At 46.0% G+C, this 24,553-nt stretch carries 22 protein-coding genes; 16 read left to right on the plus strand and 6 right to left on the minus strand.

Annotated elements, in window-relative coordinates; all coding sequences use genetic code 11:
* Positions 1-44: 44 nt before the first annotated feature.
* On the minus strand, positions 45-269 hold the full coding sequence (locus tag M1E03_RS04600) for a cold-shock protein (RefSeq protein WP_020452823.1): 225 nt from the start codon (positions 267-269) through the stop codon (positions 45-47).
* Positions 270-411: 142 nt separating this feature from the next.
* Here M1E03_RS04600 and M1E03_RS04605 point away from each other — a divergent pair, with 142 nt between their 5' ends.
* On the plus strand, positions 412-612 hold the full coding sequence (locus M1E03_RS04605) for a hypothetical protein (protein WP_020452822.1): 201 nt from the start codon (positions 412-414) through the stop codon (positions 610-612).
* A gap of 34 nt (positions 613-646) precedes the next feature.
* Here the strand turns inward: M1E03_RS04605 and yumC are convergent, their stop codons facing one another.
* Positions 647-1,645, minus strand: a complete 999-nt coding sequence (yumC, locus tag M1E03_RS04610) for a ferredoxin--NADP reductase 2 (RefSeq protein ID WP_023856177.1) — start codon at positions 1,643-1,645, stop codon at positions 647-649.
* 357 nt (positions 1,646-2,002) lie between these two features.
* On the opposite strand from yumC, the gene M1E03_RS04615 reads away from it, so the two are divergent.
* From M1E03_RS04615 to M1E03_RS04630, 4 genes are all read left to right on the plus strand, one after another.
* On the plus strand, positions 2,003-3,220 hold the full coding sequence (locus M1E03_RS04615) for an NAD(P)/FAD-dependent oxidoreductase (RefSeq protein ID WP_162157327.1): 1,218 nt from the start codon (positions 2,003-2,005) through the stop codon (positions 3,218-3,220).
* 189 nt (positions 3,221-3,409) lie between these two features.
* Positions 3,410-3,538 (plus strand): YuiA family protein, encoded by a 129-nt coding sequence (locus M1E03_RS04620; RefSeq protein ID WP_033155022.1) that lies wholly within the window; start codon positions 3,410-3,412, stop codon positions 3,536-3,538.
* A gap of 74 nt (positions 3,539-3,612) precedes the next feature.
* Positions 3,613-3,933 carry a YuiB family protein gene (locus M1E03_RS04625; RefSeq protein WP_011198260.1) on the plus strand — a complete coding sequence of 107 codons (321 nt, stop codon included), beginning with the start codon at positions 3,613-3,615 and terminating at the stop codon, positions 3,931-3,933.
* A gap of 133 nt (positions 3,934-4,066) precedes the next feature.
* The gene (locus M1E03_RS04630) at positions 4,067-4,732 is read left to right on the plus strand and encodes a 3D domain-containing protein (protein WP_023856175.1); all 666 of its coding nucleotides are present in this window, start codon (positions 4,067-4,069) and stop codon (positions 4,730-4,732) included.
* A gap of 43 nt (positions 4,733-4,775) precedes the next feature.
* Here M1E03_RS04630 and M1E03_RS04635 read toward each other — a convergent pair whose 3' ends face one another.
* Positions 4,776-5,252, minus strand: coding sequence for a divergent PAP2 family protein (locus M1E03_RS04635; protein WP_003184918.1), 477 nt, complete (start codon positions 5,250-5,252; stop codon positions 4,776-4,778).
* A 165-nt stretch (positions 5,253-5,417) separates the two neighbouring features.
* Here M1E03_RS04635 and M1E03_RS04640 point away from each other — a divergent pair, with 165 nt between their 5' ends.
* Both M1E03_RS04640 and M1E03_RS04645 read left to right on the plus strand, forming a co-directional pair.
* Positions 5,418-6,908, plus strand: coding sequence for a leucyl aminopeptidase (locus M1E03_RS04640; RefSeq protein WP_020452817.1), 1,491 nt, complete (start codon positions 5,418-5,420; stop codon positions 6,906-6,908).
* Positions 6,909-7,060: 152 nt separating this feature from the next.
* Complete coding sequence (locus tag M1E03_RS04645) at positions 7,061-8,389, plus strand: Na+/H+ antiporter family protein (protein ID WP_025809768.1); 1,329 nt, start codon at positions 7,061-7,063, stop codon at positions 8,387-8,389.
* Between the two features lie 78 nt (positions 8,390-8,467).
* Here the strand turns inward: M1E03_RS04645 and M1E03_RS04650 are convergent, their stop codons facing one another.
* The gene (locus tag M1E03_RS04650; RefSeq protein WP_020452815.1) at positions 8,468-9,064 is read right to left on the minus strand and encodes a biotin transporter BioY; all 597 of its coding nucleotides are present in this window, start codon (positions 9,062-9,064) and stop codon (positions 8,468-8,470) included.
* A gap of 103 nt (positions 9,065-9,167) precedes the next feature.
* On the opposite strand from M1E03_RS04650, the gene M1E03_RS04655 reads away from it, so the two are divergent.
* Positions 9,168-9,761, plus strand: coding sequence for a sulfite oxidase-like oxidoreductase (locus M1E03_RS04655; protein ID WP_035337616.1), 594 nt, complete (start codon positions 9,168-9,170; stop codon positions 9,759-9,761).
* A 44-nt stretch (positions 9,762-9,805) separates the two neighbouring features.
* Positions 9,806-10,018 carry a hypothetical protein gene (locus tag M1E03_RS04660; protein ID WP_023856171.1) on the plus strand — a complete coding sequence of 71 codons (213 nt, stop codon included), beginning with the start codon at positions 9,806-9,808 and terminating at the stop codon, positions 10,016-10,018.
* 52 nt (positions 10,019-10,070) lie between these two features.
* Here M1E03_RS04660 and ald read toward each other — a convergent pair whose 3' ends face one another.
* The gene (ald, locus tag M1E03_RS04665) at positions 10,071-11,210 is read right to left on the minus strand and encodes an alanine dehydrogenase (protein WP_128823051.1); all 1,140 of its coding nucleotides are present in this window, start codon (positions 11,208-11,210) and stop codon (positions 10,071-10,073) included.
* 110 nt (positions 11,211-11,320) lie between these two features.
* Positions 11,321-12,559: a PucR family transcriptional regulator gene (locus M1E03_RS04670; RefSeq protein ID WP_020452812.1), complete on the minus strand. Its 1,239-nt coding sequence runs from the start codon at positions 12,557-12,559 to the stop codon at positions 11,321-11,323.
* A 134-nt stretch (positions 12,560-12,693) separates the two neighbouring features.
* Between M1E03_RS04670 and M1E03_RS04675 the strand changes: the two genes are divergently transcribed.
* The 7 genes from M1E03_RS04675 (at position 12,694) to essA (ending at position 24,544) form a co-directional block, all read left to right on the plus strand.
* Positions 12,694-14,151 (plus strand): alanine/glycine:cation symporter family protein, encoded by a 1,458-nt coding sequence (locus M1E03_RS04675; RefSeq protein WP_458110791.1) that lies wholly within the window; start codon positions 12,694-12,696, stop codon positions 14,149-14,151.
* 333 nt (positions 14,152-14,484) lie between these two features.
* Positions 14,485-14,781, plus strand: a complete 297-nt coding sequence (locus M1E03_RS04680; protein WP_003184900.1) for a WXG100 family type VII secretion target — start codon at positions 14,485-14,487, stop codon at positions 14,779-14,781.
* Positions 14,782-14,861: 80 nt separating this feature from the next.
* The gene (locus M1E03_RS04685) at positions 14,862-15,101 is read left to right on the plus strand and encodes an EsaB/YukD family protein (RefSeq protein ID WP_020452810.1); all 240 of its coding nucleotides are present in this window, start codon (positions 14,862-14,864) and stop codon (positions 15,099-15,101) included.
* Positions 15,102-15,115: 14 nt separating this feature from the next.
* Positions 15,116-16,441, plus strand: coding sequence for a type VII secretion protein EssB (essB, locus tag M1E03_RS04690; RefSeq protein ID WP_224146415.1), 1,326 nt, complete (start codon positions 15,116-15,118; stop codon positions 16,439-16,441).
* A gap of 36 nt (positions 16,442-16,477) precedes the next feature.
* Positions 16,478-20,962, plus strand: coding sequence for a type VII secretion protein EssC (gene essC, locus M1E03_RS04695; protein ID WP_059231514.1), 4,485 nt, complete (start codon positions 16,478-16,480; stop codon positions 20,960-20,962).
* Positions 20,959-24,066: a type VII secretion protein EsaA gene (gene esaA, locus M1E03_RS04700; RefSeq protein ID WP_458110700.1), complete on the plus strand. Its 3,108-nt coding sequence runs from the start codon at positions 20,959-20,961 to the stop codon at positions 24,064-24,066. The genes essC and esaA overlap by 4 nt, the downstream gene beginning before the upstream one ends.
* A complete protein-coding gene (gene essA, locus M1E03_RS04705; protein ID WP_025809752.1) occupies positions 24,056-24,544 on the plus strand; it encodes a type VII secretion protein EssA in 489 nt (162 codons plus the stop codon). The genes esaA and essA overlap by 11 nt, the downstream gene beginning before the upstream one ends.
* Positions 24,545-24,553 lie beyond the last annotated feature (9 nt).

A 24,553-nucleotide genomic window follows, 5' to 3' on the forward strand; every position in this document is an offset into this window, starting at 1 on the left:
TGCTGAGCAAGGTTTTTGCAACGGGGCTTCCGGAACAATCGTGTTTATTTCTGGTTAAAGATTCGGTTGAGATTGCTCGTGTTGTTGGTGATTGAGGTGATATAGCGGCTTCCGCTTACCATTTCCTTGTTGCACAGAGGGCATAGAGGGCGATCGCTGCTCGTGAAATTTTTTCTCATCCATCCGTTGCAGTCCTCAGCGGTACATTCCCACGTACTGATATCTTCCTTTGGCAAAGGCTCTTGATTGCGATTGTTGTAGTAAGACATATCGTCACTTCCTAACAAGGGTTTTTTGGAGTTCATTTAAGAATATTTTGTGAATCTTAAGACATTCTATTCGTCAATTTGTTATTCTATACTGGACAGGTTTATTTAGAGTCCAAGCCCAGTAAAGAAAAGGGGTTCAACCATGGAAAAAATCAACTGCAGAAGCTGCGGCGGGCTTACGCCTTACGATTCAAAAGTCTGTGAAGCATGCGGCTGCGAAAAACCGCTTCCAAAAGCACAGAAAATTACGGACCGGATTGTCTTGACTGCGGCGGGAGTGGTCGGTATCTTAACGATTGTGCTGATTTTGGGAACGATCTTCTCATATTTGAATATCATATAATGAAAAGGAGCCGGTGTCAGGCTCCTTTTCATTTTTATTTGTTTTCAAACATGCTTGTAGAGTGCAGCGGCTGCACGCGCGCTTTAGGATCCATGTAAGCTTTTGCATTATTGACAGCGGTCGGTGCTTCTCCAAATCCGCTGGCAATCAGCTTGACTTTTCCTTCGTATGTGCAGATGTCGCCGGCTGCATAGAATCCCTCGATGTTCGTTTCCATTGTGGACTTGACGACGATCGAATTTTTCTCGATTTCAAGCCCCCAGTTTTTGATTGGTCCGAGAGATGAAACAAAGCCGAAGTTGACGATCACATCGTCGACATCGATGATTTCTTTTCTCTCGCCTTTCACTTCCTCGATGACGATCTGTTCAATCCGCTCGGCGCCGATCAGTTCGGTCGGAACAAACGGTGTCAGCACATTGACTTTTGAATTGTGCAGGTTTTCGACGCTGTGTTCATGTGCGCGGAATTTATCGCGGCGATGAATAATTGACACCTCTTTAGCGATCGGTTCCAGCATGAGCGCCCAGTCGACGGCGGAGTCGCCGCCGCCCAACACCGCAACGCGTTTGCCCGCAAATTGATTCAGATCATCTATAAAGTAATGAAGGTTTGCATTCTCGTATTGAGCCGCAGATTCAAGCTCGAGCTTTCTCGGCTGGAATGCTCCGTTTCCAGCTGTAATAATCACCGTTTTAGAATAGTGGATTTCTTTGTTGGTGACGAGCTTGAAAATGCCGTCTGCTTGTTTTTCAACGCTTTCGACGGCTTGTTCCAGACAAACGGTCTGATCAAATTTCGCCATTTGCTCTTTTAAATTGTCGACCAGCTCCTGAGCGCGGATTTTAGGGAACCCGGCTACATCGTATATGTATTTTTCGGGATACAAAGCGGACAGCTGACCGCCTAGCTGCGGCAGGCTTTCGATAATTTTGACGCTCGCTTGCCGCATTCCGCCGTAAAATGCGGTAAACAAGCCGACAGGGCCGCCCCCGATAATTGTAATGTCATATACTTTTGAGTCTTCACGCATGAAAATAATGCCCCCTAAATGAAAATTGTTCTTAATTATATCATATCACATAAAATAAATACGAGCGCGTCTGTTTTTTTAAGATCGGAAAATATTACCGTCTGATCTAAAGTCTGCCGCCCGAGCATATTTAATCTTGAAAAAGCAAAAGCGAGCGGCTATGATGTAGTTGTGAACATTTTGTTAAAGATTCGTGAATATTTTTCGACGCACAGCCGAAAAACATTCCGTTGTTCGGCAAATTAAAGTGAAGGGTTTCACAAACTTTTTTTCATAAAAAGCCTGAAGCCGGCAGAAGATAACCCAAAGGCTATTTTTAATCCGGCTTAGCAGTAAAATACAGAAAAGGTGGATGTGATTCCGTTGAATAAGCCAAAAGTAGTAGTATTAGGTGCAGGTTATGGTGGATTAATGACCGTTACGAAACTTGTTAAAAAAATCGGCGTCAATGAAGCGGATGTTACGCTTGTCAACAAGCACAATTATCATTATGAGACAACCTGGATGCACGAAGCGAGCGCAGGTACGCTTCATCATGACAGATGCCGCTATCAGATTAAAGACGTCATCAATACATCCCGTGTCAATTTCGTTCAGGATACGGTAAAGAAAATCGATAAAGAAGGAAAGAAAGTCGTCCTTGAAACCGGCGAGCTTAGTTACGACTATCTTGTCGTAGCGCTGGGGGCCGTCCCTGAAACTTTCGGAATTTCTGGATTGAAAGAGTATGCTTTCTCCATTTCAAACATCAACTCGTCCCGGCAGCTTCGCGAGCACATTGAATATCAGTTTGCGACGTATAACACAGAAGCCGAGAAGCGCCCGGAACGCCTGACGATCGTTGTCGGAGGAGCGGGTTTTACCGGCATTGAATTTTTGGGCGAATTGGGCAACCGCATTCCTGAGCTGTGCCGCGAATACGATATCGATCGCCAGCAGGTTCGTTTAATATGCGTGGAAGCCGCGCCGTCCGTTCTCCCGGGCTTTGATCCGGAGCTTGTCGATTATGCGGTCAACTACCTTGAAGGAAAAGGCGTTGAATTCAAAATCGGCACGGCGGTGAAAGAATGCACGCCTGACGGAATCATCTGTGGAAAAGACGATCAGACCGAAGAAATCAAAGCAGGCACTGTCGTATGGGCCGCAGGTGTCCGCGGCAACCCGATCATAGAAGAATCAGGCTTTGAAAACATGCGCGGCCGTGTGAAGGTAAAACCTGATCTGCGCGTTGAAGGCCATGATGATATATTTGTTATCGGAGACTGCTCGCTGATCATAAATGAAGAAACCGAAAGGCCTTATCCGCCGACTGCGCAGATTTCCATGCAGCAGGGCGAAACGTGCGCAAACAATTTGGCCGCACTGATTCACGGCAAAGAAACGGAAACGTTCTCATTCGATAATAAAGGCTCTGTCGCTTCTCTCGGCGAACATGATGCAATCGGCGTCGCATTCGGGAGAAAGATGACGGGAACGACGGCGTCCATGATGAAAAAAATTATCGACAACCGCTCGCTGTTCCTGATCGGCGGGCCGGGACTTGTTCTGAAAAAAGGAAAGTTTAAATTTTTCTAAGCGGAATCGAAGCCTGCAGCGGAAGCTGCGGGCTTTTTATTCGGGGTTAAAAACTTCAAAAACGAAAGAAAAAGGAAGATAGCTTAGCTTTTAAGCGCTTACATCGAATGATCTGTTATATTTTCTGACTTTATTATTGACAATGTTCATGATATATTATCAGAAAATTAAGAAAAAGGTGAGTAACTAATGAAGACGACATCAACCCATCGCCTTGAATCAACCTGTACATTTTGTTCGGGAAAAGGCTATTTTCAGCTTCTGCTCGGTGGTTCGGAAACGTGCAACAACTGCAAGGGAACGGGAAAAGACCGCTGATCGCCGCTTTCCAATGATTGACTCAAGTTCCTTCCCCAATGTACACTAAAAGAGGTGAATTGGGGGTGGAGGCTTTGATTAGTTTACCAGTTGTCATCATTTCAGTTGTCTTATTTTTCGTCCTGTTTTTCGGCATCGGTTTTCTGCTGAATATGCTGCTCAGGATGTCATGGATCATGGCTGTCATTTATCCAATTGTATGCCTTTTCATTGTGAATAAAGAAAAGCTGATTCGCTATGTAGAGGCGCCGGGAGAGGCATTTTCCGGCCTTTTTGACAGAGTGGCTTCATTGGCAGCTGCCGATATCATCATTTTAGCCAGCGGAATGGCCGGAGCCCTGTTGTCGGGTGTTACGATTAAAGCGTTGCGAAAAAGGGGATATCAAATGTTTTAAGCCTTCTTCTTCAAGGGAGAGGGTTTTTTGAATTTAATTTTTTCACTTTTCTTAAAATTTTTCCGCCATCTGAATATTTCTGTTTCCGCTTGGAAACAACTAGATGGTGAGAGGAGTGGAAGATTTGAGAAAAGTGATGACAATGTTCCGGCGTTTCTTGATGACAGTTTTGTTTGTCTTTGCTTTTATGACGACCTTCTTTGCCGTTTCAGGCGTGGAAGCACAGGACATATCCAGCTGGGCGAAAGAACGCGATTTGTCCTTGAAACAGCTGATGCTCACCTTTAAATCACTTCCGAAAGAAAAAGCGGAAAAAACGTCTCTGTCTGCCGCAGAACAAATTAAAAACAAACCGAAATCGCTTGAAGATGCCTTTGACTGGACCAAGTATCCGAAGCAAAAAGTCACCGCGACCGGATATACAGCAGGGGCGGAATCGACGGGAAAACAGCCTCATCATCCAGATTACGGGATTACATATTCGGGAGTCAAAGTTAAAAGAGATTTATATTCAACCGTTGCTGCCGACCCGTCGGTCTTTCCGATCGGCACGATATTGTTCATACCGGACTACGGCTATGGCGTTGTTGCGGACACCGGATCAGCCATCAAAGGGAACCGGCTTGATTTGTACTATGAGACGGTTGAAGATGTTTATAAAGAGTGGGGCAAAAAAACACTTGATGTGTATGTCATTAAAAAAGGAAACGGCACCATTACCGAAGAGGATCTCCTGAAACTGAATGAAAATAAATCGATGCAAGTATTCAGACAAAAATATAAAATGGCGAAAGAATAAGAAAAAACGTTTAAGACCTGTGCGTCTTAAACGTTTTTTTGCTCTACATCAATAAGTAATCGAGAAGCAGCGTCAGGGCAATGCCGGTCAAACCGCCGAAAAAAACTTCAATCGGCTGATGGCCGAGCAGTTCCTTCAGCTTCTTCTGTTTTTCTTCCTGATGGCTTTTAGGGAAATCTTTCGCTTCGTTGACAAAGCGGTTAAAATCGCGGACAAGCCGGTTGATCACTGTTGCTTGTTCTCCGGCATGTCTTCTCACTCCGGTTGCATCAAACATCGTAATAACGGCAAATATTGCGGAAACGGCGAACAAAGAAGAATCCATCCCGTGATCAAGAGCCACGCCGGTTGAAAGCGCCGTAACGGCTGCTGAGTGTGAGCTCGGCATTCCGCCAGTGCTTGTGACGAGCCGCCAATCCCATTTTTTCGAGACGACAAAGTAAATGGGCACCTTGATAAACTGAGCGAAAAAGATCGCGGCAAAGCTCGCCAGTAAAGGAAAGTTTGTGAGGATTTCCATTTTGCAGAACATCCTTTCTATAAAGAAAATAGAGATGAATTCAAAAAAGCACTCAGTTATTTGCTAAAATATATAATATGAAACCCCATCGGGAAAAAATGTTTTTCCTATTATAACATTGTTGTTTCAATTTTACTCACTTTGCTGATAAGGAGCTGTGAACGCATGTTTTATGCCTTTAAAGACTTCGAAAAAAAAGAAACGCTTTTAATCGGACTGTTTAAAAAAAGCCAGCTGTACGGGAAGGCGGAAGAAATCGACCGCCTTTTGGACGGCCAGCTTTCTCAGCTGCTGAAAGACGGGGATGTATCTTCCAAAAAAACGAAAGTGTCTAAAATATTTACCCCTTCCCTTCAGGGAGTCAAACGCATCTATATCGTCGGATTGGGCCGTGAAGCGGAATTTACCTTCGAGGATGCGAAACAGTGCTTTGCCGAAGCTGTTCAGCAGATTCACAAAGATCGAAAGCAGGAGTTAACCGTCATGCTCGACAGCTTCGTATCTGAAGAGGTACCAGCCGCTGACGCCGCGCATGCATTGGCTGAATCGTGCATGCTGTCATGCTATGAAGTGCAGGATTACAAGCACAGAGCAAATGTACCTGATCAATGCCTGCAAAGCGTCTATGTTTTGACAGACCATGACCTGAAGGAAATTCAGGCGAGTCTGCATGTCGGGCAGGTGTACGGAAATGCGACGAATTCGGCGAGAACCCTCGTGAACATGCCGGGGAACATGCTGACAGCGGCGGATCTCGCGTCATACGCCGCTGAATTGGCAGCAAAATACGAATTTGAATGTGAAATTCTCGAAAAGGCTGAAATGGAAGAGCTCGGGATGGGCGGTCTCCTCGCGGTCAACCAAGGATCAGAAGAGCCGCCGAAAATGATCGTCTTAAAATATCAGGGAAAGGAAGCATGGGATGATGTCATCGGTTTAGTCGGCAAAGGGATCACGTTTGATACCGGCGGCTATTCGATTAAGACGAAGAGCGGCATTGTCGGCATGAAGTCAGATATGGGCGGAGCCGCCAGCGTTTTGGGAGCGATGGAAGCGATCGGTGAATTAAGGCCGGAACAAAACGTGCTTGCCGTGATCCCATCGACTGATAACATGATTTCGGGAAGCGCAATGAAGCCGGACGATGTTATCGTTTCCTTGAGCGGCAAGACGATTGAGATCTTGAATACGGACGCCGAAGGAAGGCTGGCGCTCGCTGACGGACTGACATATGCAAAGCACCACGGAGCCTCCGTGTTGATCGATGTCGCGACACTGACCGGAGGTGTCGTCGTAGCTCTGGGAACGGAAACGACAGGCGCGATGACAAATCATGATCCGCTTTATCAGCAGGTGAGACAGGCGGCTGAAGAAGCGGGAGAAGCGATTTGGCAGCTTCCGATTACAGAAAAAGACAAAAAAAGAGTAAAAAACAGCCAAATGGCCGACCTTAACAATTCACCGGGCAGGGAAGGCCATGCGATTATGGCCGGAACGTTCCTCGGTGAATTCGCCGAGCGGACGCCATGGGTTCACCTTGACATCGCCGGAACGGCAACGACATCTCAAAGTTCATGCTTTGGACCGAAAGGCGGAACGGGCGTGATGGTAAGGACGCTTGTCACGTTTGTCGAGCGGTTTTCGGATCAATTGTAGGTTTTTATCCCCTTTGACAGAAGGGGATTTTTTTTATGAAAAATACAGAAGAGCCTCATTGACGCATTCATAAAACATGTGGTAATATACGTTCATTACTTTAATTATCTACTACATTAGCAAACTAAAGCGTTTGTTCGGAGGTTTCAAATATGAATGCAGTTGTGATTGCTGTTATTGTCATGCTTATATTAAGCCTGCTGCGAGTCAATGTTGTTCTTGCCTTGATTGTGGGCGCTCTTGCAGGAGGTCTGACGGGCGGTCTCGGTCTCGGCCAGACGGTCAGCGTATTCACGGAAGGACTCGGCGGGAACGCAACCGTCGCTGTCAGCTACGCGCTCCTCGGCGCATTTGCGGTCGCTTTGACGAAAACGGGTCTTCCGGATGCCATGGTTGAAGCTGCTGTCAAGCTGATCGGCAAAGAAGGCGATACAAGGCGCAAAACCCTTTCAAAAGCGCTGATCGTCTTCGTGATTTTAATCATTTCTTGTATGTCTCAAAATATCGTTCCGGTTCATATCGCATTTATCCCTGTTTTAATACCGCCGTTATTGAAAATTTTGAATGAGCTGCAAGTGGACCGCCGCCTGATTGCGTGTGCGATGACATTCGGATTGACAGCTCCGTATGTTTTGCTTCCCGTCGGCTTCGGTCAGATTTTCCAGGGGATTTTGAAAGACAATATGAAAGATGCCGGCCTTTCGGTCACATTGGCTGATATTCCGATCGCCATGATCATCCCGATCGCCGGGATGATTGCCGGTTTGGCTGCTGCTGCTTTTGTATACCGCAAACCGCGCACGTACGAAATGAAGGAAATCGCCGGTCAAAAATCGGCGGCTTATACGAAAAAAAGCCTTTCGATTGCCGCTTTGGCCATCGCTGTATCACTAAGCGTACAGCTTTATTTGTCTCAAAGTTTAGACGTCGACGGAATGATCTTCGGCGCGCTCAGCGGTTTGGCGGTCTTGTTTTTAAGCGGAGCGATGAAGCGCGGCGAAGCGGACGAATTGATCACAAACGGCATGAACATGATGGCGTTTATCGGATTTGTGATGCTGGCCGCAGCCGGTTTTGCCAATGTGCTTGAGAAAACGGGCGATGTCAAAGCCCTTGTTGAAGCGTCAACAGGTTTCATCAGCAATAATCAAGTGATCGGCGCATTGCTGATGCTGATTGTCGGTTTATTGATCACAATGGGGATCGGTTCATCATTTGCGACGATTCCGATTATCGCAACGATATTTGTGCCGCTTTGCATGCAGCTTGGCTTCAGTCCGATGGCGACCATCGCTATTATCGGGACGGCGGCGGCTCTCGGGGACGCCGGTTCACCTGCGAGCGACAGCACGCTTGGCCCGACATCAGGCTTAAATGCAGACGGACAGCACCACCACATTTGGGATACTTGTGTTCCGACATTCATCTTTTATAATATTCCGCTGATTTTGTTTGGCTGGATCGCGGCGATTGTTCTTTAAAAAAATTCCCCTCACTTTGAGGGGAATTTTTTTCTATGTTTGTTAAAATAAAAAGAGAACCGCACCGCCTGCTCTTAATTAATAGGTCGGGTTTCTTCTGAAGCCTGCGCCTTTTTGAACCGCCCGGAAAACCTTTGAGGCGAGCGCGGCGAGCAGAACGGAGAATGCCAAGTCTTTCACGAAGAACCAGGTCATCATCTTCCAAACGGCAGAATAAGACAACGGTGTATTGAGCCAAGTTGAAAACGCGAGATACGTATAATTGACGCCAATCAGATAAATGATTAGTGTACCGATCAATGAAGCTGTGAAAAAGTGGCCAGTTCTCGGTTCTGATACTTTGTCCGTGATCCAGCCCGCGGCATATGCGGCAGGAATGTAGGATAGAATAAATCCGGCGCTTCCTTTGAAAAGAACGGAAATACCGCCTGAAAAAGAAGCGAATACAGGAGCGCCTACAAAGCCGACTAACGCATAAACGATCATGGATAGCGCACCTAATTTGCGGCCGAGCAGAAGCCCGGCAAGCAGACAGAAGAAAGGCTGCATCGTAAGCGGAATACCGCCGATTTGCAGAAACGGGGCAAACGAAGTGATATTAGCGCCGATCCCCATGAGGGCGGCAAACATTCCGACAAGCGCCATATCAGCGGCGCGAAGTTTCTTTTTATTCATGATCTTTGTTCCTCCTCAGTGATTCAACACAACCTTATCGTAAGAGATCGTAAAATAGTTTGTCAACCACTTTTTAAACAAAGTTAACAAAGGGGGTTCTTTCGTGTTTTTTGGAAAAACAAAACCGCACAAGTCCGACAGGGTGCCTCCAAACCAAAATGTCACGACATCTTTTCCTGTTCTTCATGCAGGCGATGTTCCGGAATACAAAGACCTCTCAAAATGGAATTTGCAAGTCTACGGACTTGTCGAACAGCCGCTCCTGCTGTCTTTGAATGATCTGCATGACATGCCGCAGAGCGAAGTGTCCAATGATATTCATTGTGTAACAGGCTGGTCCAGGCTCGATAATGTCTGGGAAGGGATCAAAACAAAGGAGATCGCTGAAAGAGTAAAGCCGCTTCCCGAAGCCAAATTTGTCATCTTGCATGCAGAGGAAGGCTGGACGACGAATGTTCCGCTCGAAGACTTTTTAAAGGATTCGTCTCTTTTGGCTCATTCCCACAACGGCGCCCCGCTCACACCGGAGCACGGTTTTCCGCTAAGAGCGGTCATGCCGCATCTGTATTTTTGGAAAAGCGCCAAATGGCTGAGGGGCATTCAGTTTACAAAGGAAAACCATCCGGGCTTTTGGGAGAAAAACGGGTACCATATGAGGGGAAATCCTTGGAAAGAAGAAAGGTACAGCTTTGATTAGCGGGGGAGGATGAAATGTTTTTCGTATAGCTGCTCATATTTTGCATGCTGACCGTATGTTTTTGGCTTTTGATCGCATCATTCAAGAAAAAGGCTTTTGCTGTTTTATTAGCGCTGACAGCTGCGGCGGTTTTGCCGCTGTTTGCCGCAGCCGGCGATGCCTCAGACAGGACGCTGTGGAGAATCGTTCTGTTTGCGGTGATCCCTGTTTCTGTGATTACCGCAAAATTGATTCAGGATCGGCGGAAAACGGAATAAAAGAAAAAGACAGAGTCTCGGAGCTGTTTCCCGGGGCTCTGTCTTTTTGATGCTATGCACCGGTGGCTGACGACGAATTTTCGATCGCAAGCTCTGCCGGAACGTAATCATAGTTTAAGTCTCTGGCTACGGCTTCATAAGTAATATGGCCGTTTGCTGTGTTTACGCCGGCTTTTAGCGCACGGTTTTCAAGTATTGCTTTTTCCGCGCCCTTATTTGCGATTTCAAGCGCGTACGGAACTGTTACATTCGTCAGTGCGACTGTGGATGTCCGCGGAACGGCCCCGGGCATGTTGGCAACGGCGTAATGGACGATTCCGTGTTTGACATAGGTCGGATCGTCGTGGGTTGTGATGTGATCCACCGTCTCGACGATGCCGCCTTGATCGATTGCGACGTCAACGATCACCGAGCCCGGTTTCATCTGTTTGACCATCTCTTCTGTCACTAAAGTCGGCGCTTTGGCACCCGGGATCAGCACCGCGCAGATGAGGAGATCGGCTTCAGCGACGGCATCAGCGATGTTGACCGGATTGGACATCAAAGTTTTGATTTGGTTGCCGAATTGATCATCAAGCTGGCGCAGACGTTCCGCGCTTAAATCGATCATCGTCACGTCAGCTCCCAGACCCGCCGCGATTTTTGCCGCATTTGTGCCGACAACGCCTCCGCCGATGATCGTCACTTTCCCGCGCGCGACTCCTGGTACCCCGGCCAATAGTATGCCTTTTCCGCCTTTCGGCTTTTCAAGGAACTGGGCGCCGATTTGAGCGGCCATCCGCCCGGCTACCTCTGACATCGGCGTCAGTAAAGGAAGGGAGCGGCCGTCGCTGACCGTTTCATAGGCAATGGCTGTCACGCCTTTTTGCTTTAATGCTTCAGCCAGGGAAGGCTCTGCGGCCAGATGCAGATAAGTGAACAAGATAAGCCCTTCTCTAAAATACGGATATTCTTCAGGAAGCGGCTCTTTGACTTTCATCACCATATCAGCTGCTTCCCAGACGGCTTTCGCCTGTTCTGAGATCTCCGCTCCCACTGAGACGTAATCTTCATTTTCAAACCCGCTTCCAGCCCCCGCGTCTTTTTCGATGATGACGCGGTGTCCTGCCGCGATCAGTTGAGAAGCTGCACCGGGAGTCAAGGCAACACGGTTTTCATTGTTTTTGATTTCCTTCGGTACGCCGATAATCATCCCATCATTCCTCCTTTTTCTGTAAAAATGTTGTTGTTTTAGTTTATACTGACTTTTTAGAATTTTCTTTGTTTGAATCGAAAAATAAAAAAACATGCATTTGTGGAATTTCACAAATGCATGTTGCGAAGCTTGATTTCCAGATAAATCGTAAATTTTTCATTGATGTTTTTTAAATCGATTTCGGCGATTTTACTGATGCGCTTCAGCCTGTAGTTCAGCGTGTTGACGTGAATGTTCAGCTTTTTGGCGGCGGTGTTGACGTTGCTGTCGCATTCGATAAACTGCTCAAGCGTCTCGACAAGATTGGAGTGGTGCTCCTTGTCATATGCTTCAAGCTGCATTAAAGAATAGTTTGGATAGCTTGCGTGTTTCCGTTTTTCGCTGAGCACGTCGAGATACTGATAGATGCCGAGTTCTGAAAAGCTGACGAGCTGCCTTGTTTCTTCGGGAAAACGCTCCTTGACCTTCAGCGCCGAGAGCGCTTCCTGATAAGACTGGTGTACAAGGGTGATCAAGCTGTACATTCCGCCGATCGCAATCGTGCAGTTGTTCAGTTTATAGCGCTCTTCAAGCTGCTTTTGTATATTCGCGGCAAATTGCTTTAAATCATTGAACGGCTGTCCCTTTTGCCCCGTTTTTGGCGAAGCGAGGACAATCAGCTCATTATAATCGATTGTAGCCAGAAGAATTTGCACCTGCTGCGTCGTCTCCAGCAAGTAGTGGAGCTGTTTTTCGGTTTTTTCTTCGATTTCGTCTTTCAGCCGGATGATGATGACCGAGTAAGTTGAAGGTACCCCGATACCAAGCTGATGAAAGCCGTCGGAGATCTCCTGATCTTCCGAAATATGCCCGGTCAAGAGCTTCCAGAAAAATTCCTGGCTGCGCTGTTCATTTTTTCTTTTTCGGACTTGATAAGGCAGCAGCTTGTTTTTGACGGAATCCGCAGCCAGCTTCAAAAGATGAAGCTCGTCTTCCGACAGCGTTTTTTGGCTTTCCAGCGCCCAGATAAAACCGATAACCTCGCTGTTTTTCCAGATTGATATCGCCACGCGGCTCGACAAGCCGACTTCATCGATTTGCTCGACCCTGATCGGTTCGTCGGTTTTCATCAAGGCGGGAATCGTTCCATCTTTCCAAAGCTTGTTGATGACCTTTTCCGGCACGCGTCTTCCGATGATCGTTGACGTTCTCGCCGGGTCCGTGTAGTCGCTGTGGGTGCTGTAAGCAAGGAGACGGTGGTTGATGTCTTCTATTGTAATCGGACAGTCCAGCACCTCGCTGATATGATCTGCCACATCTTCTAAACGGTCATATTGATATTTAAAAGGATTGTTTCGATTGTTCATAAAAAAACCCCTACTTTTATGTTTGCATGAAAAAATTTTGACATATACCCATCTTACTTTTATTATGAATATAGTTGTTTGTTAAAATCAACAAAAAAGTCGCTGGCGATTTATTATTTTTCATAAACGTAGCGATGTATTACACCAAATTTAATTATTCTGAAATAAGAGGAGTAGGAACATTGGCGATTCTAGAGAAAATCAACGGCTTTTTATGGGGAGTCCCGGGCATCATTCTGCTTGTGGGAACCGGTTTATTTTTGACGTTCATCCTGCGGGGGCTTCAATTTAAAAGATTGATATATGCATTCAAACTTGCATTCGGGAAAGAGAAAGAATCAGCCGGAGCAGACGGTGATGTCAGCAATTTCAAGGCGCTGATGACGACGCTTGCCGGAACGATCGGAAACGGGAATATTGCCGGTGTAGCCACGGCGATTACGGTTGGAGGTCCGGGGGCTTTGTTTTGGATGTGGCTCGTCGGTCTTTTAGGGATGGCTACGAAATACAGCGAAGCATTGCTCGCCACGAAATACCGCGTCAAAAATGAGCGGGGCGAATATTCGGGCGGACCGATGTACTATGTCGAAAAAGGGCTCGGGAAGAAGTGGAAGCCGCTTGCCGTTTTATTTGCATTGTCAGGTGTGCTTGCCTCTTTTGGAATCGGGGATTCCGTCCAGTCCAACACGATTTCGGAAGTCGTCACACACAGCTTCGGAATTCCAGGCTGGATCATCGGTCTTGTGCTCGCGATATTGACAGCCGCGATCATCTTCGGCGGTTTTCAGCGTGTCAGCACGGTTGCGAGCATTTTCGTGCCGGTCATGGCGATTCTTTATATCGGCGGCTCACTGATCATTATTTTCCTTCATTATGATCAAATCATTCCGGCGTTCCAGCTGATTTTTTATCACGCCTTCAATCCGGTGTCAGCCGCTGGGGGCTTTACAGGTGTAGTCGTGTCTGAGGCGATCAGAAACGGCATGTCGAAAGGAATCTTTTCAAATGAAGCGGGTCTTGGTACCGCTGCTTTGATCGCAGGAAACGCGAAATCCGATCACCCCGTCAAGGCTGCTTTGGTTGCGATGACGGGAACATTCATCGTCACATTGATCGTATGTACAATGACCGGGCTCGTCCTCATTATTACGGGATTTTGGGATCCTTCAGGCGGTCTGCTTTCTGGTGTTGCCCACGATACATCGCTTGACGCCGGCGCGCTGACAAACGCCGCGTTTGCTTCTTCGCTCGGAGCCGCGGGTAAATACATCGTGACGTTTTCAGTTATTTTCTTCGGCTATTCAACCATTGTCGGTTGGTATGTATATGGAGAAAAATGTCTGGAATATTTAGTTGGTTTAAAATGGGTGCCGGTTTACCGTGTCGTTTATGTCATCGCTGCATATTACGGTGCAGTCGCAAGCCTCAATACTGTATGGGCTTTTGCCGACATGGCGAACGCATTAATGATGATCCCGAACTTAATCGCCCTTGTGCTCTTATGGAAAGTCATTCGGGCGGAAACTGACGATTTCTTTTTGCACCATTATAATAAGGAAAAACAAAAATCAGCCGGCTTGAAAGTGGGCTGATCGAGACAAGCCTGCCTCTCTTAGAGGCGGGCTTTTTTTGCGCTTATGCAATCCTTCCTTTATCCTATGGAAACGGTTCAGACCCAAGTGGGTACACAGAACCATGTCATTTGATTCAAATGTTACGAGAGAAGAAAATTGAGATAATTTTACTAGATTTCTATAATTTTTGCTGGGTGGAAATAGAGGAATGATAAACCTTTAGACTCATTTTGTAAAATAACAACAGATTTGTTTGACTGTGCCTCAATCTTGTTTTTATAATAAAAGCGTTCAAAAAAATAAGTTATTTAGCCCATATCTAGGGCGAATAGCGCAGGAGGTATAAGGAATATGTCAGGAATCATTCGTGTTACGCCGGCTGAATTGCGGCAAATGGCTGACAGATATCAAAAAGAAAGCGGAGATGTGACTGAACAGGTCAATCAGCGCCTTGATCAAATGATCAACCAGCTTCAAGATATGTGGGAAGGTGAATCAAGCCGTGCGTTCTCAGAGCAATATCAAGAGCTAAGACCTTCTTTTATTAAAATGGCTGAACTTCTAAGCGACGTTTCTAAACAACTTCATCAGACTGCTAACACTCTTGAAAGCACTGACCAAGACATCGCTAGCCAAATCCGCGGCTAATTTACAGATTAGAAGAATGAGAGAAGCGCCTAATTCAAAAGAAGATGACGGCGCTTTTTCTATTGAGAGGTGATGAACTGGTGTATGTTGACATTACCATCGATTTAAAACATTACGACGGCAGCGCCTTTGACCTCAGACTGTCAGATTACCATTCTGTTAAAAAGGTAATCGACATCGCGTGGCAAGCCAAAAGCATACCGGTACCTCCCCGGGAAGGCTACTGGGTAAGGGTGACAAATAAAGATGCCGTTTTTTCAGGCGAATATACATTATCGCAATGCGGAATTACGACAGGTGACCGCCTGGAAATTTTATGAAAGGATCTGGGTGAATGGCAGAGAAAAAGAAAACGTATCTCGAAGACCAATTAGAGGCCGTCATGACGAAAGAAGACGGTTCATATATCTTTCGTTTTCAAAGAGAAAAGATCAATCTTGTGAACGGCTTGGAAGCAAACGTCATCAAAGAAGTCGATCCTTCCTTTAATAAAGAAACCGTCATGACCGATGATGAAGTCCAAATTTTGATTCAGCCTCCTTCCGAATATAAAGAATTTCGTTATATAAAAGGAAAAAATAAAAAAAGCAAATGGCTTTTTGCGTACCAGCTCGTGAAAGCCGTCGAAGAACATTCAATTAAAAGGCTGCACCTGATCGCTGCGCCTGAAAACATTGTCTTTGACAAAGGATTAACACCTAAATTTTTACATTATGGAGTGAAAGAAAGCATTCCGCCATATGAAGACGACGAAGAAAGACTTTTCAATGAAGTGAAAGCCGCTGCTGCGCTTGCTGTCGATGGGCAGTTTACTTTTGAAGAGTATTTAAAATACAGCGAAACCATCAAGTTTTCAGATCAGGTAAAAGACATCATCACAAGCGGGACGTACGGCGATTTGAAAGCCGTCATTCAAAAGAAGATCGATGAACTGGATGCCGAAGAAAAAACGCTTGTCCATCTTCCGAAGAAGAAATGGAAGATTCAAAGGTACATAGGGTTAGGACTTATTTTATGCTTAATACCGGCTGTTTTATTTTCCTTCTACTCATTATTCTTTGCACAACCGAAACAGCAGGCGTTTATCGAAAGCAACCGCTACTTCTTAAATAAACAGTACAGCAAAGTCATCAGTACGCTTGATAAATATGATGCCGGCGAGATGCCTGATTCTGTTCAATATCAGCTGGCTTATTCGTATGTGCTTGTTGAGAGCGCATTGAAGGAATTGGACTGGCAGGAAGATGCTTTAAAAAGCCTGACGCTCCAAGTCGATCCGAATAATTTCCTTTACTGGATTCAGATCGGACGGGGGGATAATAAGGGGGCTCTTGAGACAGGCAGGAAACTGGAAAACGACCTTCAAATTATCTACGCAATCACAAAATATATGAGTGAAATAAAAGCGGATGACCAAATGTCGAGCGATGAGAGAGAAAAGCTCCTGGAGCCGCTGCAAAAGGAATTTGACGAATTATATAAGACATTGGAACAAAATAAAAAAGAGCAGAAGAATACTGATGAAAACCAGCAGGCAAACACCGAGCAAAGCCAGGCGGACGTAGAAGCCGCAAAGGCTGAAAAGGAGAAAGCCGAGCAAGAGCAGGCGAAAAAAGAAAATAAAGAAAAGGAAGACAAAAAGAAAAAAGATGATAAATAAAAGCGAAAACACCTGTTGTTGGCAGGAGGCGGGGAAATGAGTCTGTTATGGATTTTTTATCATAAAAACTATCAAAAAATAAAACTGGATGATCAGAACAGCCGCACGCTCACCATCGGGCCGGATTTGAAACATTCTGTCACGATCAAGCATTTTTCGTTTGAAAAAGGCCCGGTGGTACTGGAAAAGCAGAAGGACTCAGACGCTTTCAACGTGCAGCTGGGAGGGGAGACTGTTTCTTCTTTAAAGCTTGGCGGAAAGGCGTCCGTCCAAAGCGGCGCTGAACAGCTGACACTTTTTTTAGCCGAAGAATCCGACAGCGTTCCCGCCTACTATTTGGGAGAGAGACAGGAAGTCGTCATTTCTTCCCTTGATCAAGAAGCGGATGTTTATTTCAATGAAACGGATTCATTCTTTGGAGAAAAAGGTACATTCTCCTTCATCCGCCTCGACGGGCGATGGAATGTCCTGCCGAATGGCGCCAAAATTTATTTGAACGGAGAAGAAGTGTCCGCTTCGGTCTCCGTGCAAAATGGAGACGAAATCGCATTTGGACTGAATATTCTTCGCATCATTGAAGATGACCTCTTGGAAATCGAGGGGTTCGGGCAATATGATACGTCTTTGGAGAACATTCTCAAGCCGAGCTCCGAGACAAAAAATAAATATCCGCAATACCGCAGGCCGCCGAGAATGATTTACGATCTGCCGGATGAAAAGATATCCTTCAGCTTCCCGGCACAGGAAAGCGACGGAGACAACAGAGGCTTATGGCTGATGATTCTGCCTCCGATCGTCATGCTGCTCGTCATGGGGATCGTGGCGCTCATTCAGCCGCGGGGAATCTTTATCATCGTCTCCCTTGCGATGTTTATGATGACGCTGATTACGTCAACCGTGCAGTACTTCCGCGACAAAAATCAGCGTAAAAAAAGAGAAGAAAAAAGAGAGCGGGTCTATACCCTTTACCTTGAAAACAAAAAGAAAGAGCTGCACGAACTTGCAGAAAGGCAAAAGTTCGTCCTTGATTTCCATTTTCCTACATTTGAGAGAATGAAGTATTTAACAAAGGAGATCAGCGGACGGATTTGGGAAAAATCGATTGAAAGCGCCGATTTTCTGCAAATCCGCCTTGGAACGGGAAATGTTGCATCTTCATACCAAATCAATTTGAACGGCGGAGATTTGGCCAATCGCGATACAGACCATCTCCTTGAACAAACGCAAAAAATGGAAGAGGTCTACAGAGAACTGAAAAATGCGCCGATCACCGTGAATCTTGCTGAAGGCCCGATGGGCGTCGTCGGAAAATTGTCCGTCGTCAAAAATGAAATTCATCAGCTTGTCGGCCAGCTCGCATTTTTCCACAGCTATCATGATTTGCGCTTTGTCTTTATTTTTGACGAAGCCGAGTATCAAGAATGGGAATGGATGAAGTGGCTTCCGCATTTTCAGATGCCTCATATTTATGCGAAAGGGTTTATTTACAACGAACAGACAAGAGATCAGCTCCTTTCAAGCATATATGAAATTTTGAGAGAACGGGATTTAGATGAAAACAAAAAGAATACTTTGTATAAGCCGCACTTTGTGTTTATCATCACAAATCAGCAGCTCATCGCGGAACACGTCATTTTAGAATATTTGGAAGGCAAGCAGAAAAACCTCGGAGTGTCGACAATCGTGGCGGCAGAGACGAAAGAAAGCCTGTCCGAAAACATTCATACCCTTGTTCGGTATATTACTGAACAGGAAGGCGACATTTTGATCAAGCAAAAGAAAGCCGTACAGATCCCGTTTCAGCTGGATCACCACAACAGGGAAGACAACGAACTGTTTTCCCGGACGCTGAGAACGCTTGACCACCAGACGGGCATGACGAATTCGATTCCTGATACCGTATCGTTTCTCGAACTGTTCCAAGTGAAGGAAGTCGATGACATCGGTATTGGCCAAAAATGGTTGACAAGCGAATCGGCCAAATCTTTGGCCGTACCGATCGGCTATAAAGGAAAAGACGACATTGTTCATTTAAATCTTCACGAAAAAGCCCACGGCCCCCACGGGCTGCTTGCCGGAACGACCGGTTCGGGTAAAAGTGAATTTTTGCAGACTTATATTTTGTCTTTGGCCGTTCACTTCCACCCGCATGAAGTCGCATTTTTGTTAATCGACTACAAAGGGGGCGGAATGGCGCAGCCGTTCCGGAACATCCCGCATTTGCTCGGAACGATTACTAACATTGAAGGCAGCAAGAACTTCAGCAACCGGGCGCTGGCGTCCATTAAGAGTGAGCTGAAGAAAAGGCAGCGGCTCTTTGATCAGTATAAAGTCAACCATATCAATGACTATACAAAGCTTTACAAACAGAAAAAAGCGAAAACGGCGATGCCGCACCTTTTCTTAATTTCAGACGAATTTGCCGAGCTGAAAAGCGAAGAACCGGAATTTATCCGCGAGCTTGTCAGCGCGGCAAGGATCGGCCGAAGTCTCGGGGTGCACTTAATCTTGGCGACGCAAAAACCGGGCGGCATCATCGACGACCAGATTTGGAGTAACTCCAGATTCAAGGTCGCCTTGAAGGTTCAGGATGCGAATGACAGTAAAGAAATCCTTAAAAATGGGGATGCGGCTACCATCACGGTAACGGGCCGCGGTTATTTGCAAGTCGGCAACAATGAGGTGTATGAACTGTTCCAGTCTGCATGGAGCGGCGCCCCTTACATGGAGGACGGCTACGGCACAGAGGATGAAGTGGCGATCGTCACAGACACCGGTTTAATTCCTTTGTCAGACGTTGACGCCGATCATACTGCGAAAAAAGAGGCCGTAACGGAAATTTCCGCAGTCGTCGAACAAATTGAACGGATTCAAGAGGAAATGGGAATCGAGAAGCTTCCGAGCCCTTGGCTGCCGCCTCTTGAAGAGCGCATACCTAAAACACGCTACCCGTCTGAGGAAGCGGATGCCTTTAACTTTGCTTATATCGATGAACCTGAAAAGCAAAGCCAGGAGCCGATCAGCTATCGCATGATGGATGACGGCAATATCGGCATCGTCGGATCGTCAGGCTACGGAAAATCCCTAACCGCTACGACGTTCATGATGAGCTTTGCCGAACAATATACACCGGAAGAATTGCATTACTACATTTTCGACTTTGGCAACGGAACGCTGCTTCCGCTTGCAAGGCTTCCGCATACCGCGGATTATTTCTTGATGGACCAAACGAGAAAAATCGAGAAATTCATGGTCCGGATCAAGGCGGAAATCGAGCACCGGAAAAATCTTTTCCGCGCAAAAGAAATCAGCCATATCAAGATGTACAATGCGCTGAATGAGGAAAAGCTGCCGTTTATTTTCATAACGGTCGACAACTTTGACATCATTAAAGACGAAATGCATGAACTTGAAAGCGAATTTATCCAGTTTTCACGCGACGGCCAGTCGCTTGGAATTTATTTAATCCTGACCGCGACAAGGGTCAATGCGATCAGACAGTCGCTCTTGAACAACCTGAAAACGAGGGTTGTCCACTACCTGATGGATCAGTCTGAAGCATATTCGATCATCGGAAGGCCGGAATTCAGCCTTGAACCGATCCCTGGACGCGTCATTATCAATAAAGAAAACCAATACTTCGCACAAATGTTTATGCCTGTGGAAGCGGACAATGATATCGAGCTGTTTGAACGGATCAAATCCGACATTCAGGCGATCGCAGAACGGTCGGAAGGCATGAGAAAGCCGGCGCCTGTGCCGATGCTGCCGCTGGAGCTTTCCGTTACGCAGTTTGTGAGAGATTATCCGCTTCAGCCTGAAAGAGGCCTTATTCCAATGGGACTCGATGAAGAATCTGTCGAACCGGTATACTTTAACCTTGAGAAAAATAAGCACTGCCTCATCATGGGTCAGACGCAGCGCGGAAAAACAAACGTCATCAAGATCATGCTCGAGCACCTGCTTGACCATGACACGAAAAAAATTGCCGTGTTTGATTCGATAGACAGAGGGCTTTCTCAATATGCGACAGAGGATCAAATCAGCTATCTTGAAACAAAAGACGACATTATGCTCTGGCTGGCTGAGACGGAAGAAATTTGCCGGACAAGAGAAGCGATGTATTTGGAAGCCGTTAAACAAGGCGAAATCGCCAACCTTGATTTTTCACCGATGGTCTTTATCGTCGACGGACTTTCACGGTTCCAGCAGACAATCGACGCATCTATTCAGGATAAAATGGCGATGTTTATGAAGTCATACGCCCATTTAGGCTTCCACTTTATACCTGCCGGAAATCACAGCGAGTTCACAAAAGGCTATGATTCGCTGACAAGCGAAGTCAAGCAGGTCAGACACGCCATGCTATTGATGAAAAAATCCGAGCAGAATTTGATTCAGCTCCCATATGAACGCCAGGAGCCGGAAATTCTCCCGGGCTTTGGCTATATCGTTGAAAACGGCAAAGAGAGGAAAATTCAAATTCCTTTATGTGCCGTAGAAAGGAAGAAAACGAAATGACGGAACAACAAAAAAGCACGCTGAAAATTATCAGCGCCTTCGTCACGATCATCTTGCTGCCCGTCTTGTTCTTTCATTTCATCGGTGAGAACCCGACGAAAAAGGTATCGAACGCGACAAGGGAAATCGCTGTCGTCAATGAAGATACCGGCATTTTGAAAGATGACGGAACCGTTGATGAAGATGCGCTGCTGGGGAACGAAATCTCGGCTTCCCTGGTTGACCGTCCGGACTATAAATGGACGGTCGTCAACCGGAGCGCAGCAGAAAGCGGACTTTCGGAGAAGCAATACGATGCGATTGTCTACATTCCGTCGGACTTTTCGCAAAACATTTTAAGCTATAACCATGAGCGTCCACAAAAAGCGGAGCTGGAATTTAAAATTCAGGACCAGCTTGACGCCGTCAACAAGGAAAAAGTCCAGCGCGAACTTCAAGACGCGCAAAAAACGGTGAGCAAAAAAATGTCTTCCCTGTATTGGCGCTTTGTCAAACAGGGAGTCAAAAAGGTCAGAAAAGAGTTTGACAGCATCGTAAACAAAGAATCAGAGTTCCAAAACGCGATGTACAATTTTTACAAGCCGAGCTCCAACAATTTAGCGGGCGAAGTAGAAAGACAAAAAGAGATGATCGACAGACTGAAAGAATCGATCAATGAAACAGAAGGCACATCAAAAGAGCGCAACGCAGGCGTAGAAGAATCCAAAAAACAATTGGACAGCTTCGTCGACAACGTCAATCAGTACAAACAATATCAAGAAAAGCAGTCGGAACTGCTTCAATCGGCCCAGGCGGACAGTGAAAAACAAATTCAAGACGGCCTGACATCTATCAAAGACAAGCAAGCCAGCGCCCAAAGCCGCTTCAGCGAACAAATGAACGGCATGGCAACTTCGCTCAATGGTTTACAAAACCAGTTTAGCTTGACTTCTACCTCTCTTGAAAACCTGCAAAAAACGCGGGAGGATCAGATTTCAATCCAACTGAATGGGATTAATTCGATCCAAAATAAGTTGATAGATAATTATCAGGCTGAAACAAGAAAAGCTAATTTGAATAAAATTGAGCCTGAGTTGATTGACCAACGTTCAGAGCTGTCGAAAGGCTCTGAAGATGATTCGCAGAATGGAACCGATCCTGGTTCGGATGATGAGGATAAAGGTGATGAAGACAAGGATGATGAAGAACAGCCGAACAGTTTAGAAATCAATCTTCAAGAACAGCAGGATGAATTGAAAAGCATTGCGGCTGAGCTCAAAGAATTATCCGACGGGCTAAAAGATTCTTCCGATAATGATAGTGGAGATACGGGAGGTACGGAACCATCTCCTGAAGAACCGGGTCCCGACCAAAGCGGAGACCCTGCTACTGAAGATCCGGCTTCAGATCAGAGTGAAGGCACTACTAGTGAAAACACGAGTTCTGATCAGAATCAAGAATCGTCCGCCGTAACCGAGGAAAACGGACAACAAGACGCATCAAATCCTGAAGATCCGACAAATGATCAAGCAACAGGTGAAGATGGAGATACCCAGAACCCTGGGAATGAACAGCCTTCGCCTTCAGAAGGATCAGATGGCGAGGTTGCCAAATTAAAAGAGCAGCTAAATGAAGCTGCTGCCCGGCTTAAAAAGGTGGAAGAAGACCTTCGTACAAAACAAGACACTCATAATGAAGAGCTGAAAAAAAAGCTTGAAAACCTGAGTGGAGAAATTACAAACCTAAATGAAAACATTGAGGATTTAAAGAAAGAAATAAAAGATCTGAACGATGATATTGATGCTATCTATAAAAAAATTCAAAATATAGAAGAGAGAGTATCAAAATATCTTCCAGAAGATAGCACCTTAAAAAAAGCTTTTGAATCTAACATTCGTACGAGAGATGTCGATCAACTGCTCAATTACTATAAGTTACTATCAAATTATGAAACAACGTTTTTCGGTTCAGTCAATTATTCAACTAAGGAAAGCGTCATTTCCGGGACACAAGACGGCCTCAATACAGTCCTTAAAGTTGGTAAAACCGAAGCGGAAAAATGGGAAAACCTTAAAAACAACATGCTGTTATCAAATGAGGACATTCAAGATTACACAGAAGGTATGTCCGATTTTGTAACAACCTACGGCGCATTCATTGATGAAAAGCAAACAGAAACGCTGAATGAACTCAGCACGATTTCAGAACGAGCAAATGCCGTATCTGAACAGCTGCGCAATCCGGAAGGCGCCGGAACGGCGGTCATGCAGGGAGACGCGACAGATGGAACGATGGTCATCAGCATGCAGGACACGCTCGGAAATGACATTTTGCAGCTGTCTAACATGCTCGGTTCCTTGTCGGAAACGCAATCAGGCGTCATCGAGTACACGGGCAATATTCAGGAAAGTGTGAACGATGTTCAGAAAAAAGCGGATACCCTGAATTCAAACTGGGGCCAAAATGTCGCGACGACAAAGCTGATCCGCGGAGACGTGTACGGCATTCTCGGCAATGCGTTCGGAGGAAACGACGGATATGTATACGATCATCTTGCAAGTCCGGTGAAAATCAGCGGGGATGTTCCAGAGTCGAAAGCGCAAAACGTACCGCCGGTCGTCATTCTCGTGATTGTGATGCTTTCCAGCTTGCTGATCGGATATTTCAGCCACCATTATCAAAATGCTCCGCTCTTAGTCAGAGGCGCGCTGTTTGGCATTTTGAATATTATAGTCGGACTGATGATCAGTCTGTTCGGTTTGAACATTTACTCACTCGCAGACGATCAGGCCGTCATGTGGTCGGTCTTTACGATCTTGCTGTTGGTCGCAAGTTCAGCCATTATCCGGACGGCGTTTATGCTGGGATCGATCGCAGGCGGAATCGCAACAGCCGCTATGGTGCTGTTCTATGTAGCGCCGCTGCTTGACTTGGCGATGCCGAACTTCAGCTTTAACAATCCGGTATCAACCGTATATATGTCGATTCAGTACGGAACTGGAAGCCAGTTTGCACTCGGAATCGGAGCATTAATTTTAATCACGATCATCGCGATTGCTGTTCCTTTTATTATCGATTTTGCAAAATCAAGAACAGAAGAAAGCGAGACTGACCATGATGCTTAATGCGAAATGGGGAAAGAAGGGGATCATGGCAGTCATGCTCTCCTTCTTTCTTTTCACTCCGTTCGTGAAGGCGGAGGAAACCGATAAAGTCGATGTAAAGCCAAACGAGTATGAAAAGCAGGATATTAAAATCGAGACGGACTATCTTCAGGAAGAAGAGACGGAATACAAGGAAGAAATATCAATTCCAGAAGAACTGAAGGAATTCTCATTTACAGATTCGAAAAAAGAAGATGCCATCGAAAAGCTGAAAAGCCTGTCCGGAAGCTTCACGAATGAAAGCAATTCCGTGGCGTCAAAGCTGAAGCAGCTTGACCTGTCATTCTCGGCAAATCCGTCCTTATCGGGACGGGAAGATGACGCTGCGGAAAGCCGGCAATCCATCTTCCTGCCCATTTTATACGGTCTGCTGATCCTCTTATGCATCGCAGGTCTGTTCTTTTTGATTCCGAAAGTCAGCGGGCAGCAGAAAAAATAGGAGCGCTCA

The sequence above is a fragment of the Bacillus sp. PK6-013 genome (assembly GCF_054161445.1).